This window comes from Halanaerobium sp., from assembly GCF_003070835.1.
In genome coordinates, this window is sequence record NZ_QBLR01000023.1 from 1 (window position 1) to 14,438 (window position 14,438).

11 protein-coding genes and 1 pseudogene are annotated in these 14,438 nt (G+C 36.5%); 2 read left to right on the plus strand and 10 right to left on the minus strand.

The genetic code is table 11. The annotated features are described in order from the left end of the window. Nucleotides 1–76: 76 nt before the first annotated feature. From CI949_RS04375 to CI949_RS04410, 8 genes and pseudogenes are all read right to left on the minus strand, one after another. A pseudogene (locus CI949_RS04375) lies at nt 77–331 on the minus strand (reverse transcriptase domain-containing protein); the annotation flags it as partial. 487 nt (nt 332–818) lie between these two features. After that, nucleotides 819–1,700, minus strand: a complete 882-nt coding sequence (locus CI949_RS04380; RefSeq protein ID WP_108142761.1) for a glycine betaine ABC transporter substrate-binding protein — start codon at nt 1,698–1,700, stop codon at nt 819–821. A 228-nt stretch (nt 1,701–1,928) separates the two neighbouring features. Next, nucleotides 1,929–4,226, minus strand: coding sequence for an RND family transporter (locus CI949_RS04385; RefSeq protein WP_108142759.1), 2,298 nt, complete (start codon nt 4,224–4,226; stop codon nt 1,929–1,931). Nucleotides 4,227–4,243: 17 nt separating this feature from the next. Further along, nucleotides 4,244–5,338 carry a DUF1302 family protein gene (locus CI949_RS04390; RefSeq protein WP_108142757.1) on the minus strand — a complete coding sequence of 365 codons (1,095 nt, stop codon included), beginning with the start codon at nt 5,336–5,338 and terminating at the stop codon, nt 4,244–4,246. Between the two features lie 38 nt (nt 5,339–5,376). Then, on the minus strand, nt 5,377–6,147 hold the full coding sequence (locus CI949_RS04395) for an outer membrane lipoprotein-sorting protein (protein WP_108142755.1): 771 nt from the start codon (nt 6,145–6,147) through the stop codon (nt 5,377–5,379). A 13-nt stretch (nt 6,148–6,160) separates the two neighbouring features. Continuing rightward, nucleotides 6,161–6,751, minus strand: a complete 591-nt coding sequence (locus tag CI949_RS04400; RefSeq protein WP_108142753.1) for a TetR/AcrR family transcriptional regulator — start codon at nt 6,749–6,751, stop codon at nt 6,161–6,163. 62 nt (nt 6,752–6,813) lie between these two features. Continuing rightward, the gene (locus tag CI949_RS04405; RefSeq protein WP_108142751.1) at nt 6,814–7,410 is read right to left on the minus strand and encodes an HD-GYP domain-containing protein; all 597 of its coding nucleotides are present in this window, start codon (nt 7,408–7,410) and stop codon (nt 6,814–6,816) included. Further along, nucleotides 7,388–7,864, minus strand: coding sequence for a diguanylate cyclase domain-containing protein (locus CI949_RS04410; RefSeq protein ID WP_108142749.1), 477 nt, complete (start codon nt 7,862–7,864; stop codon nt 7,388–7,390). Before CI949_RS04410 ends, CI949_RS04405 begins: the two co-directional genes overlap by 23 nt. 556 nt (nt 7,865–8,420) lie before the next feature. Here CI949_RS04410 and CI949_RS04415 point away from each other — a divergent pair. After that, nucleotides 8,421–9,569: a sorbosone dehydrogenase family protein gene (locus tag CI949_RS04415; RefSeq protein ID WP_108142747.1), complete on the plus strand. Its 1,149-nt coding sequence runs from the start codon at nt 8,421–8,423 to the stop codon at nt 9,567–9,569. A gap of 133 nt (nt 9,570–9,702) precedes the next feature. Further along, on the plus strand, nt 9,703–10,839 hold the full coding sequence (locus CI949_RS04420) for a hypothetical protein (RefSeq protein ID WP_243734043.1): 1,137 nt from the start codon (nt 9,703–9,705) through the stop codon (nt 10,837–10,839). Nucleotides 10,840–10,889: 50 nt separating this feature from the next. Here the strand turns inward: CI949_RS04420 and CI949_RS04425 are convergent, their stop codons facing one another. Beyond that, nucleotides 10,890–11,942 (minus strand): LacI family DNA-binding transcriptional regulator, encoded by a 1,053-nt coding sequence (locus tag CI949_RS04425; protein ID WP_108142745.1) that lies wholly within the window; start codon nt 11,940–11,942, stop codon nt 10,890–10,892. A gap of 250 nt (nt 11,943–12,192) precedes the next feature. Further along, nucleotides 12,193–14,382 carry an alpha-galactosidase gene (locus CI949_RS04430; protein ID WP_290763327.1) on the minus strand — a complete coding sequence of 730 codons (2,190 nt, stop codon included), beginning with the start codon at nt 14,380–14,382 and terminating at the stop codon, nt 12,193–12,195. Nucleotides 14,383–14,438 lie beyond the last annotated feature (56 nt).

Here is a 14,438-nt window from a genome sequence, read left to right on the forward strand (position 1 = left end):
TATGTTAAATAATCTTACTGTTGTAGATCATGTCCTAAAATATATGATCTACTGCTGAATTTTATGTCTTGTAACAATAAGCTCTTATTAGTTTCAGCACCCTTTTATCCTGCACTTTCCTGGCTACTAAAGACATCAGTTTATCATGTTGAACAGTATCAAAATACTTTTCAAGGTCGATATCGACCACCCATGTATAACCATCATTTATATATTCTTTAGCTTTATTTACTGCCTGGTGTGCATTCCTTCCAGCTTCCAGCCTTCTTTCCTGAGAGCAGCCTTCATATGAAGTTGTCTGCTTTCTCTGTGTTTCCATCGAGTTGTTCAAATCTAAGAAACCTCTTAATGTTTCATCCTTCAATCGATGTATATATCCATCAATCTACTATGACTTCTGCTGCATTCTGACAGTTAATCTCTTACATTACTGCAGAGTTTATTGCTTAGAAATTCATCACCACAATTTACTGTCAGACCTTCCCTGGTTAAGAATATTTACTTTCACTTCATCTATCCGCTGTATTTACACTTCCTGTCTTGAATAGTTTTGGGCTTTGTTTTGTTAAGCAAACTCATCCCCAGAATTGTGCCTTCTATACAGTTCGTATTCCTCAGACCGAAGCTTTGCCTCCAACTTCCTTCAGATTCCATCTCACGATGGACACCCTTGTCTTCAGCTAGTGGTTGGCACTATTAACCCCCACATCAGACTTTCACTGATTAGCAAATATTCATGCCAGGCAAACTTAAAAAACCCTGCTGTTTAAACAGCAGGGTACTTGTTTTATCTAGATTTTATTTTAAAATATTCAAATTTATTCAGATACGCTAACCGGATTAGTCCAGCCGCGAGCTTTTTCTTCGTTTTCTTCAACCCATTTTCGGGCAGCTTCTTCTTCTTCCATTCCATCTTCGATCCAGGCCATAACTTCAGCTACTTCATCAGTGGTCATTCTAAAGTCATGGAAGAAACTTACTACTTCCGGATGTTCCTGAGCTAGCTGTGGGTTGTGGAATGTATAAACATTTTCTTTAGAACCATAAACATTATTAGGATCTTCTAAAAACTTAAGATCAAACTTGGCAAATTTATAGTGGGGTCGCCAGCCTGTTACTACAATCCATTCTTCTTTTTGAATTGCACTTTCTAAAGAACCAGTCATTGCAGGTCCACTGCTTGTTAAAAGATCAAAATCTAAACTATATTCTTCAATACCTTCTCTAGTTGCCTCCATTACTCCAGCACCAGGTTCAATTCCTGTGATCTGGCCATCAAACTTATCACGATGTTCATTCAATTCTTCTATAGAATCAATATCAACATATTCCGGGACCACAAGTCCTATCCTTGCACCTTTGTAATTAGGTCCAGTTTTAATAATATCATCTTTATATCTTTCAATATAACTTTGATGTGTCAGCGGCAGCCAAACTCCCATAAATGCATCAATATCACCTTCAGCTAAAGCCGCATAAATTGGACCAACTCCAACCATTGTTGTCTCTACATTATAATTCATCATTTCTTCCAATACTTCCACAGCAACCTGAGTCTCCGCAACTGTTCCAGCCCAGTTTACATAACCCAGTTCAATTGTATTATCCTGAGCCTGTGTCTCTGTTGGCAGCAAAGCCATTCCTGTCATCAGCAGTGTTATAATCATCAGCGAAGCAAAAATCGTTCTAATTTTTTCCATAAGTAAAAAACCCTCCTTAAAAGTTTATTGTCTTTTATGAGCATTTTTGACCTTGTATAAGATTGTAATTTGATTAGAAGCGATTTGTTCTTTTAGAGAATAATTTGCTCCTGTTTGCTCTTTCAACCACTTTTTATTATAACAAAACTAAAAATAATATCAAGTTTATAGATAAATATAGGTACCAGATACCAGAAATCTTTTTAGGTACCTGGTACCTATCGTCATTTACTTTGATTCCAAAAAATCAGGCTCAAAAACAAGAACTAAAGCCGGAAGAATCAACAACCCTCCAATTAAACAGGTGGCAATAGAAACTGTTACTAAAAAGGCAAAGAATTTAACCGGTAAAAATCCGGAAACAAAAAGAACTGAAAATCCAACTATTACAGAAAGAGCATTGAAAGTTATTCCCCGGCCTGAAGTTGTTAGAGTCTTAACTACCGCCTCTTTTTTGGATAAATTTCTTCTTTCTTCGCGATAGCGCCAGAGAAAATGAATGGTATAATCAACTCCGACTCCGATCATTATCGAAGAAAGCATAGTGGTAATCATATCGAGTTTGATATTTAAAAAGCCCATCAGCGAAAATAAAAAGACTAAAGCAGTTATCAGAGGAACTGATGTATAAACACCGGCTGTAAAAGATTTAAATAAAAGCATAACTACAGCTGCAACCAGGATTATTGAAAGAAAAAGACTGATTATCTGGCCTCGAACCACAGCATTAACCAGCTCAGACAGCAGATCACCAAATCCACCTATCAGAGGGAAAGTGCCAGCTTCATAATTTTGAGCCTCATTTTGAATTTTATTGAGAACTCCTCTTATTTCTTCCGTGCTGTTAGTTTTAATTCTAGCGGTTATCAAAGCATTTTCTTCTCTAAAATCAATCAGTTTATCAAGATCACCTGACATTGAAAAAAGAAGTAAATACTGAGATAAAGCAGAATCTGCTTCCGGTATTTTTTCAAATTCTGGCTGCCCATTGTGGAGTTCTTTATTCATAGTTCTAATTATTGTAGAAACTGCGCTTACTTCTCCTACATTCTTAAATTCTTCAATTGCCAGCTCAAAATCACTGATTTTCTGCATCATCTCCGACTGAGTAATATCACCCCTGGCAACTACAGAGATAGAATTTGCACCACCAAAATGCTGATTTACTATTTCTGTGGCCTGCACAATCTCAGACTCTTTTTCATAGAAATTAATTGGGTTGGTGTCAACCTGCATCTGCAGCATCCCGGCTGAAAGAAACAGAATAATTAAAACACTAAAAATTAAAATCCTTTTAGCGTTTTTGCCAACCAGATTAGCGATTTTAAACAGGATCCTGTCTATAATTCCTTTTCTGTTGATTTCTTTATTATTTCCAGCCCCAAGCCCATAATTTTTGAGTGGAGTTTTAACTTGTAGCAGAGATAAAACTGCCGGGATAAATAAAAGGCTGGCTAAAAGTGCAAAAGTAATTCCGACACCTGCCAGCACTCCCAGTTCTCGAGCCGGAACAATAATATGACTGGAAAGTGAAAGCAGACCAACAATAGTTGTGACTCCGGCAGCAATTACTGGAGCTCCCAGCTTTAAAACAGAATTTCTACTTAACTGAACTGAATTTTTCTGCTCAACTGCCAGTTCCTGATAAGCTGCAATAATATGAATTCCGTAATCATTGGTTACCGCAATTAGAATAACCGGTAAAATAACTGTCATCAGCTGAAACTTCCAGCCCAGAAGCGGCAGCAGAGACAAAGAAAAGATTATTGACATTATAACAACTGTAAATGGTAAAATGACACCCCGCAGCTGTTTAAAACAGAGGAAAAGAAAAATCAACATAATAACTAAGCCCAGCGGCATTAAAAGCCTCATATCCTGCTGCATAATTTCTGCATTTAAGGCTCTTATGATTGGCAGTCCGGACTTTAATATACTTTCTTCAGCTGGAAATTGTTCGTCTGCTTCTGCCAAAATAGTATTAATTTTTTTCTTGATCTCTGCATCATCAAAGTCTTCAGCCAGTATAACAGCAATATTAACTGCCTTAAAGTTTCTGGCAAAAATCGAACCCATGACCAGTTCGCTATTTGCAAGCCGCTCTCGCAAATTTTCTTTTCCAGCCGCGTCTGTTGGAATCGTACTGACAGCGCTTTCTATCAATAATTCATCATCTCTACCCTCAATAATATTTACTGTAAAGGGACTGTTGACCTTATCAACTTCTGCCAGTTTTTCTAATTCGTCTGAAATAAAACGAAGTTTCTTGAGCAGTTCAGCCTCCAGCACATCTTCTGCCTCTACTGTCAGCATAACCATTTCTGTACCACCAAAAATGTTTTCAATCTCTTCTATTTTAGTTCTAGAAGGCATCGACTCCGGAATCTGACTCTTAATTGCTGTATCTACCTCGATTGCCTGTAAATTATAAAGTGAAAAAAGTGTTATTAAAATAAAGATTAAAATTACTGGAAGCGGATGTTTAACTGCCAGTGATGAAATTTTTTCTATTATCTTCTGCAGCATTCAGATCAGCTCCTCTGCTAAAAGTATTTACTTAAAGAAAGATAGATAAGTTCCTGATTTAGTCGATTTAAACTGCTTTCTCTTTTCTGATTAAGCTTAATAACGGCTCCACTTTCAAAATCAAGGCCTTCATTTAATGAAAAGATAACTTTCGGCCGGACCAGAGACATTCCTGCTTTAAGGTCAGAAATCAAATTGAGCTCCCAGTTATGAAAATTGGCAAAAGGTTTTTCGGCCCTCAAAACCAATAATTGATTTGCCTCAGACTGAACAGGAGGCAGCTGCTGGTAATAATACTGTCCCAGAAGATAAAGATTATTATCGAATTTATAATCCAGACCAATGATTAACTCATTGGTGTTTTCCAGCCTGGAATCCTGATAATCACTGTAGACAACTTCGGAAAAAAGGCCTATATTTTTGCTGCTAAAATCTCCCTTAAAATCAAATCCAATTTTATTAACTTCCGGATAAAAATTACTTGCTCCTGGAACTGTCTGCAGGCTATTACCGCTAAAAACAGAGGCAGCAAGATCATAACCCCGCCAGCGCCTGCGGATTAACTGGACTGCAGTCTGCAGTTCATCAATTTCTGCATGTTGAGTTAAAACCCCTGTCAGCTGCCAATTAAAATTAGGATAATAGGCTGCTCTGATTCCATCAACTGCCTCCCGACTCTGAAAAGGATCAATTGCACCCTGATCAATTGGATTAAAATAATTGAGAGGATTAATGTTATAGGAACTGCCCCAGCTAAAATTCTGTCTACCCAGCCTCCAGTCAATCTTTGCTGTATAATAATTTAGATAGGCTTCTTTAAATTCAAACTCAAATTCTCTCTCTTTTTGATCCTGCTGATAATAGCTTTCTAAAGTTAAAGCACTTTTTAAATAATAGTTTAAATCAGAACTTAAATCCTGCTGAAAGTCTAATTCCAGCCAGCTCTGGTCCTGCCACCTTTCTGATTCCTGTTCATAAATTACTGAAGTGCTCAATTCTCCGCTGTAAGAAGCTGCACTCAGATTAAATGAAAGGATAAGGCTTAAAATTAAAGTCAAAACTAAAATAGAAAGTAAATTATTTAGTTTGATTTTTGGGCTGATATTTTTCATTATTGCTTACCTCCTCTAAATTCTGCAGACTAATTGACTTATTGACGCTGCAGATAGCGGGTTGTAAAGATACCGGGGTCAAGTTCTGGATCAAAATCTACTTCCACCAGCTTTAAAATTGTCCTGCTTTCTCTCTGAACATTTTCTACCTCTATTCTGCGGGCCAGTCGGTTACCATCAATTTCGTCAAAGTTACTTAAGGTGATAACCTTTAACAACTCCTCCTGCTGATCGTAATACTCTATTTTCTCTGCCAGCCAGAGGTCTTTTCTGACCCACATTTTGCCATAGCTGTAGTCAATATCCGGATCAGTAATCTTCAGATGTAATTCAATTATCCCAGTATCTTCCGATATGATTTCTGCCTGATAATTATCTCTAAAATTGGCTCCACTAAAAATACTGAGATCATTATAAGTTAAATCTGAGCCCACAAAATTACCATTTTTCTGACTCCCGGATATTTTCCTGACCGAACCCAGTGCTGGTAAATAGAGATACATATCTTCCTGATTATTGGTCTGATCATCCAGGAGCAAAAAGGCGGTGCCGCTGATATCAGCAGGTTCAGTAAACTGCATTAGAGACCGCTCAACTTCTCCTTCCAGTCGATAATTATTAAGTTCTCTGCTTCTCATATCACCAGAACTGCTGTATAATTCCATTTCCATCTTCATCTGATGACTGTTAGCCTGCCTTGAAGCTTCTACCTTTTCTAAAACCTGATCTCCATCTAATTCCTGAGCCAGACCGAATTGTGATAAGAAAAAGAATAATATTAGCAAAAATATCGTAATTTTTTTAAACATTTTGGCCTCCTTTTTAATCTGTCCTGATAGTTTTCCAGAAAAATCTGATATGTTTTTGAGTAGCTTTTTTTAGTTCCTCAAAATCATCCAGTTCAAAAAGCAAAAAACGCAGTCTATAATAAATCAGTGTTCCGACAAATTCGTTAGCTGTAAAATCCGGGTCCAAATCACTTTCTATTTTCCCTTGTTCCTGCAGCCTGCCAAAAAAGACTGAAATCCTTTCAATATTATTTCCCATTCTATTCTGCAATCGCTTTTTAACTACTGGATTATTATTTTCTTTAAGCATCATTTTTAAAAGTTTGACTTTCTTTTGATTCTGCATCTCTTTAATTACAATGCTGCCAAAATAATTAAGAGTTCCCAGAGGATCCAATTCTGCTTTCTGAAATTTATTTTGAAATTTTTCGGATTTTAAATTCAGAGGAGCCAGGTAATTAAATAATTCCGAAAAGATTTCCTCTTTGCCGCTGAAGTGATTATAAATTGAGCTGCCCTTAATTCCAACTGCTTTTGCAATTTCCCGCATTGAAGTACCGTGATAGCCCTTTTCTGCAAATAAGTCTAATGATTCATTTAAAATTTTTTCTCGGGTAGAGTTCACTTTTCCACCTCCAGTTTAAAATTTCATTTATTAATTGCCTTATTTCTATCATCTATCATAGTTTAATTATAACTAACGTTTGTTAGTCTGTCAATAAATATTTTTACTAAAAGTGGATCAAACTGAATCCCGGAGCTTATCCTTAACTCTTCGATGATTTCCTGGTCACTCATTGCCTTTTTGTAATTTCGTCCGTATTTCATTACATCATAGGCATCAACTAGGGCAATTATCCTGGCTGCCAGAGGTATATCTTCCCCCTTTAAAGCCAGGGGATAACCACTTCCATCCCACCACTCATGATGAGTTAATATTCCTTCCGCTACATCGACCATGTCTAAAGAAATATAGGCAATTTGAAAACCTGTCACCGGATGTTCTTTGATCTGCTGCCACTCATTTTCATTTAAAGGTACATCATTAAATAAAATATCATTCGAAATAACTATTTTTCCCAGATCATGAAGCTCAGCCAGCAGCATCAGATCCTCCAGCTTATCTTTCTCAAGCTCTAGTTCTTCCCCCAGTAGCAAAGCGGTCATTTTTAAACGCTGACTGTGCAAATATGTATTATAGTCAGCTTCCTTAATCATCTTTTTCAAGAGACTGGAATAACTGTAACCAAAATTTATACTTTTAACATAACTCAAACTCTCCATTTGTCTTTTCCATCCTCCTGTCTTTAATAAAATTACTTCCCGGCATTTCTTTTACCCTTTTTTTTAATTCTGCTGCTCGGTCACTAATTTCCAGATGATTTTTTAACTTTCGATCACTATTCGAAACTATCGCAATTGAAATTGAAGTCAGAGGGGTATTAACAATCTTATGCTGACGATCAGGGCAAACAAGATATCCTCTCAATAAGTCTTTGCTTTTAAAAAATCTACAAATCCCTAAATCAAATTTTTCAATGATTAATTCTGCCAGGTATTCATCATCTTCAGCCGCAGTGATTATTACAAAATCATCTCCTCCAATATAACCGAGAAAAGTCTCACCCATAATTTTTCTGGCACAGTTATTAAGTACTTCCGCAGTGTAATTAATAACCTCATCTCCTTTACGATAACCATAGCTGTCATTATATGCTTTAAAATTATCAAGATCCAGATAAAGAACAGAAAACTTTTCTCCTGTGGACGCCTCATCGCTATTTTGGAAACTTTAAGAACTGACTCATCAAAATCTATAATCAGCGGCTTACTATCCATAACTGCGTTTACATTTTTCTGCATATATAGATTATAGCCAAATCTGCTGCCCAGACGATAAAAAAGCTTATCTCTCATAACCAATCCAGCTGCCCGCTCTTCTTTAAGTACAACAATACTCTGGATATTATTGAGATTAAAAATGTCTACCAGATTTTTGGTCCTGGCAGAGATTGGCACTGTCACTCCTCTATTTTCTCTAAAGACATCTCCTGCTTTTATCGATTTCATTTCCTCACCTACTTTAAGCAAAATTCACTTCTCCTTTCCTAAATTATTCTTTAAGTCAATCATATCGCCCTATTATTACAGTATTGTAACTTCTAAATTAACAGTATGTAAATAATTTTCTGAAAATGTTAAATGCTTTTTAGAAATTATTCTTTATAAATAATACAATTATAAGTGGAATTAATTTTGGGTTTTTTAATTACAAAATTATGGAGGTAATATATATGAAAAAGAAAGTTTTTTTGCTTGCATTAATCTTGATTTTTGCTTTATCACTTTCAGTTCAGGCACAAATTAGAGTTGGTCAGTTTCCACAGAATGTAGAGGATGAATATGTCTTGAGCCCTGAAAATATTGAAGTTGAAGTCTGGCAGCAGAATCTTGATGTCCCCTGGGAACTAGTTTTTCTGCCTGAAAGTAATCGAGCCTTAATTACCGAAAGAGGTGGCAGAGTTCTGCTGGTTGAAGACGGCTCGCTGCAGGATCAAAGTTACCTGGAATTATATATTGATTCTCGGGGAGAGGGCGGTTTAATGGGAATGGCACATCACCCCGATTTCCCAGAAACCCCATATATTTATCTGATGTATACCTACACCAGCAGTAACGGTGAGCTATATAATAGAGTTTCCAGATTTACTGACCAGGGTGATCAGGCAGTTGAGGAAGAAATTATTATTGATCAGATTCCAGCAGGAAACAATCATAATGGAGGTCGTATTGCCTTTGGGCCGGATGGAATGCTTTATATTACAACTGGAGAAACCTTTACCCGAGAAATTGCACAGGATTTAGACAATCTGGGAGGAAAAATTCTGCGTCTTACTCCAGATGGTACAATTCCGGATGATAATCCATTTGGAAACTCTCCTGTCTACAGCCTTGGCCACCGCAATCCCCAGGGAATTGACTGGCATCCAGAAACCGGAGATCTCTTTATTTCTGATCATGGTCCTTCCGGTGAAGATGGTCTAAGAGCAAAGGATCGAATCAAAGTTGTTGAAGCAGGAAGTAATTTTGGCTGGCCGGACAAAATCGGTTATTTCGAAGATAGTGAATATGCAAATCCACTCATTATGTGGGAAGATACTGTGCCACCTTCTGGAATGACTTTTTATCGTGGAGATTTATATGTCGGAACTTTAGGCAGTGAGTCTCTAGTTAGAATTGGATTTAGCAGAAATAATGATAATTTTAAAGTTGATAAAATAGAACATCTATTCCGTGATGCCAACACTTCTATTTACGGCAGGATTAGAACTGCTGTGGTTGGCCCGGATGGTTACCTTTACTTTCTAACTAATAATCGAGATGGTCGAGGTCGTCCCCGCGAGAATGATGATCAGATTTTGAGATTTAAACTGGATGAATAAGCACAAATAAATCTATATTCTAGAAGAAAGCTGATGTTAGAGCTGCTGATTGGGTTGAGAATTTCATCTAAATGTGAGATATGATAAAATATAAATATGAAGTCAAAAACTAATTATCATAAGGAGTGAGAAAATGATGGATTCCCAACTCAAAAAAGCAGTGATTAATCACCAACAGGAAGAAATTAAAGAATATCTCAAGGAGCTAAAAAGTGATACAAGTTTTTCGCTGGCCTCATTGATTGAAGGTTTCTTACCATTAATGCTGATGGAATGCAGCCTGCGTTATGGATCTTTTCATTTTGTCAAAATGAGTCTTTTTTTGAGAGAACTTTCTCAGAAAAATTATTTTTCCAGAGAATCTGAACTGGAAATTGCCAGGGTTGTAATGCTCGGTTTATCAGAAAGACATTTTATTAATCTTAAAGCAGATAGTAGCGGTTATAAGGAAAACGAGGTTAATCAAAGAACCTATAGTAAACTGATTGAAGAAATAAATAATGGGAACTCCCATAACTCCTTTTATTATGCGCTTGGAATTCTGGAACACCAACCTGAAAAGCTAAAAGAGTATCTTATTAACCTTGGTATGGAAAGAATTCCGGATAGCCTGGGCCACAGTGTAAGCTGTTTTTTTCCTGTGATGAGAGATCTGGTCAATCATCACAAAGATGTTTCAGCAGCTGGAGTTTTAAGTTATGTAATGTATCTCTGCCGCTTCAGCTACCAGAGTAAATATAATTCTGATCAAGTAAAAAACGAAAAACCAGCTCCAGACAATCTAGAAGAACTCGGTTTAAGGGCAGCTTCAGGCAGTGGAATAGTTAACTTACACCATATGATTACTTATTACACCTTTTTTATGCTGGAAGATAGCTCATTTTATCAAGAGCTTCCTCCCTACATCATCCTGGAAAATTACTTTGGCAGTAAAAACATTGAGCAAAAACGCCTGGAACTTGCTAAAAATAATCAAGGAAAAACTCAAATCGCAGAAAATTATCATCAGTTTAAAGATAATTTCTCTCTGAAAAGTTATCAAAATGATTTAGATTTCCTCTTCCATAATCTTGCTGAGAATTATAAAAAAACTATTAGTCATCTGCATCAACTGTTTGCTGAATATTATAATCCACACTGGAATCCCCATTACTATACTGGTCTTTACTGTGCACTGGGGCTTTATAAATCAGAAAAAATTAAAAACAATAAAGTTAAGAAAATGGCTGTAATTCAGGCAGTTGAATATTTTGCGGATAATGTGCTTTAAGATAATAAAAAGCCTTCTTAACTTTTTAAAAAGTTAAGAAGGCTTAAATATTATTTAATTTCTTTTTTCAGTTCATCTACAGAAGCTCTTTCAATTAATTTAGTTGAAACAAAAAATCTAATTGGAATATCTAAATCTTCGTCCAGCCCCTCGATTTTCTCAACTAATCTTTTAACTGCCAATTTTCCAATTGCTGTTTTGGGAATATTCATTGTAGTCAGGGGAGGATTCGTATAGGCAGCCATATCAATATTATCATAAGAAATTATTGATATATCTTCTGGAATATTTAAGCCTTCTTCATGAACAGCTCGCATAATTCCAATTGCCATTTGATCACTCGCTGCAAAAATTGCTGTCGGAAGCTCTTCTTGCTTTAATAACTTCTGAGTGGCTCTATAGGCCGGTTCTTTTTCCCAGCTGCCATCAATAATCCATTTGTTTTTCCATTCTAAATTGTTTGCTGTCATTGCCTTCTTAAAACCTAAAAATCTTTTTTCGTGATAAAAGTCAGGTGCTGATTTTTCTGAAAAAGATCCTCCAATAAAAGCTATATCCCGATGTCCCTTATTTATTAAATATTGAGTCAAATCATAACCCGCTTTTTCTCTCTCCACTAAAATGATATCTCTATTTAAATCATCTTTGTAAGAATCAATAAAAACTAGATTTTTAAATTTTTCTTTTAATTCATTTAAAAGTTCTTCTTCTATGAAATCACTAACTACTATAACTCCAGCTAAATCTGAAGAAATCACTTGATGACGGGTAGACTGCTTCTGTATATCTTTTTCTGAAAGTGAAAATGCTAAATCATAACCTCGTTCTTTTATTTCATTTTCTATCGCTGTCAAGATTACAGAAAAATAAGGATGATTATAAATATCAGGTGTCATATTAAAAATTAAACCAATTTCTTTAGTTTTTTTAGTACTAGCACTGCGCTTTGAACTCTTATGATAACCTAAGGTTTTAACATATTTCCAAACTCTCTGTTTTGTTTCTTCATTTACAGGACTTTCCTGATCATCATTTATCACACGGGACACTGTAGAAATAGAAACACCCGCTTTTTCTGCAATATCTTTAAGTGTTACTCCCATTATAAAGCCTCCTTATAACAAACTCTAGTTCCATTATAGCATTATTTAGGCAGAGATTAAATAGTATTTAGCTCAGCCCTCACAGATTGCTTTTAGTTTTAGTTAAATATTATAGAGAAAGTACATCTTCTTATAATATAATTCTGCAAAGGCTGAATAACTACTATTTAGAGGGTATATATTAACTCTTCTTTAAGAGAAGAGTTAATATCAATTTTTATGAATTTTAATCAACTTAGATTATTATTATTTATATTTGTCTAAATCTCCAGACTCTGGAAGAAAAGTCTTCTTTTAAATAGGGAACTTTGATACCAAAATTCATCAGCTCATCCCCACCATAAATTTCTCCACTATTTAGCTCTTTATAATCCCTCTCAGGATCTAAGCCTTTCAGTTTTAAAGTCTCTTCTTTCGGGTTGGGAGTAGCCAGCACCTGATAAAATCCTGCCAGCACTTCTTCTTTGTCCTGACTGAGATAAGACCAGGCAGTAAAATTGCCTGCAAATGGACTCCGCAGTCGGTAGAAATCACCAAACTGCACCAGCTCTCTGATCTCCTTATAGTTATTAACCTGTTTTTTGACGGCTTCCATTTCTTTTTCATTTAATTCTGTAATGTCAAGTTCATAACCCAGGTTGCCGAAACTTGCCACATCATAGCGCATTTTAAGTGAGGTACTGCGCTCAACCTGGTGGTTTGGAACAGCAGATACATGAGCACCCATCGAAGAAGCTGGATAAACTAATGAAGTTCCATACTGAATCTTTAATCTTTCTACTGCATCAGTATCATCACTGGTCCAGGTCTGCGGCATATAATGGAGCATTCCCGGGTCAAAGCGGCCGCCACCACCGGCACAGCTTTCAAACAATACTTCCGGAAAGCTGGAAGTGATTTCTTCTAAAACTCTGTAGAGGCCCAAAATATAGCGGTGATTTAACTCACTCTGATGTTCAGCCTCCAGCTCTAAAGAACCATATTCAGTCATCGGCCTGTTCATATCCCACTTAACATAGGCAATGTCTGCTTTCTCTAAAATTGCAGATACTCGCTCAATGATATAATCCTGAACATCACTACGGCTTAAATCTAAAATAAGCTGCTGCCTGGATTCTGATGACTTTCTTTCTGGGACCTGAATGGCCCATTCTGGATGCTCACGGTATAAATCACTGTCTGGAGAAATCATTTCCGGCTCAAACCAGAGACCAAAATCCATTCCCAATTTATTAATTTCCTGAGCTAAATATTCTAAACCTCCGGGCAGCTTTTCTTCATTTACATACCAGTCACCCAGTGAGGACGTATCATCATTTCTTTTCCCAAACCAGCCGTCATCAAGGACAAAGAGTTCAAGGTCTACTTCTGCAGCAGCTGCTGCCATCTCTAATATCTTATCTGTATCAAAATCAAAATAGGTTCCTTCCCAGTTGTTGATCAAAACCGGCCGCTGCTGGTCTCTATGTTTACCCCTAACCAGTCGACTTCTGTATAACTGATGAAAGTTTTGAGACATCTTATTTAAACCCTGATCAGAATAATTCATTACAACTTCTGGGGTCTGAAAACTCTCTCCACTTTCTAAAAGCCAGTTAAAGGTAAAAGGATTAATACCCATTGTTAATCTTGTTTTACCATAGTGATTCCGCTCCGCCTGGGCGATAAAATTAGCAGAGTAAACAAGACTGAAACCATAGGCCTCTCCTCTGTACTCATCAGTATCCGGCTCAACAATAGCCACAAAAGGATTCTGCTGGTGGCTGCTGCCACCTCTTTTGCTGTCAATTCTGGTTATTCCCTGCTCCAGAGGACGGCGGATAATATCTCTTTCTCTGCCCCAGGCTCCGGAAAGCTGCAGCAGCTCAAAATCTTTATTATCAAAATCAACACTCATTGAAAGTGCTCTTTTGAGATTGAGCTTCTGCTGACCCTGATTCTTAAAATTAACTGAGCGGGTTATTATCGGATAATCCTTAAAAATTGTATAGCTTAAAACCACCTCCAGATCAGTCACCTCATCATAAAGGCTTATCTCCAGAGTTTCTGCTTCAGACTCTTTTTCAACATAGGTTGAGGGCAGACCGGCTAATTCTTTTTTACCACTGTAAATTTGATGATCCTGATATTTTAGGTCACTGATGATTGAGCCGTTTTCTGCTTCGGTTTGATAGGCTGGCTTCCTAAAATCAGACTGGCCGAAAGATGGATATTCGCGGGCTATATTTTCTAAGATAAAGCCAGTATCATCTTTAAGAGCATAAGCTTCATAGGGACGGTGCTGAGAAATATCATAGCGGTCCAATCTTTCAGCTTTTTCAATTTTTTTACCCCAGTAGAGATGTCCCAGCTGGCCATTTTTTAATACTTTAATTACATAACTTATTTCTTCATTTTTTAAATGAAATATTTTCTTTTTTAGATCAAATTTAATTGACATTTTAAAGACCTCCACTCCAAATATATAAATTTGTATCTTTAATTATATTAATACTC

Coding starts and splice junctions, on each gene's coding strand:
- CI949_RS04390 (WP_108142757.1), bottom strand. CDS start 5,338: ATGAAAAATATCAGCCCAAAAATCAAACTAAATAATTTACTTTCTATT.
- CI949_RS04395 (WP_108142755.1), bottom strand. CDS start 6,147: ATGTTTAAAAAAATTACGATATTTTTGCTAATATTATTCTTTTTCTTA.
- CI949_RS04430 (WP_290763327.1), bottom strand. CDS start 14,382: ATGTCAATTAAATTTGATCTAAAAAAGAAAATATTTCATTTAAAAAAT.
- CI949_RS04420 (WP_243734043.1), top strand. CDS start 9,703: ATGATGGATTCCCAACTCAAAAAAGCAGTGATTAATCACCAACAGGAA.
- CI949_RS04380 (WP_108142761.1), bottom strand. CDS start 1,700: ATGGAAAAAATTAGAACGATTTTTGCTTCGCTGATGATTATAACACTG.
- CI949_RS04415 (WP_108142747.1), top strand. CDS start 8,421: ATGAAAAAGAAAGTTTTTTTGCTTGCATTAATCTTGATTTTTGCTTTA.
- CI949_RS04385 (WP_108142759.1), bottom strand. CDS start 4,226: ATGCTGCAGAAGATAATAGAAAAAATTTCATCACTGGCAGTTAAACAT.
- CI949_RS04405 (WP_108142751.1), bottom strand. CDS start 7,410: ATGGAGAGTTTGAGTTATGTTAAAAGTATAAATTTTGGTTACAGTTAT.
- CI949_RS04425 (WP_108142745.1), bottom strand. CDS start 11,942: ATGGGAGTAACACTTAAAGATATTGCAGAAAAAGCGGGTGTTTCTATT.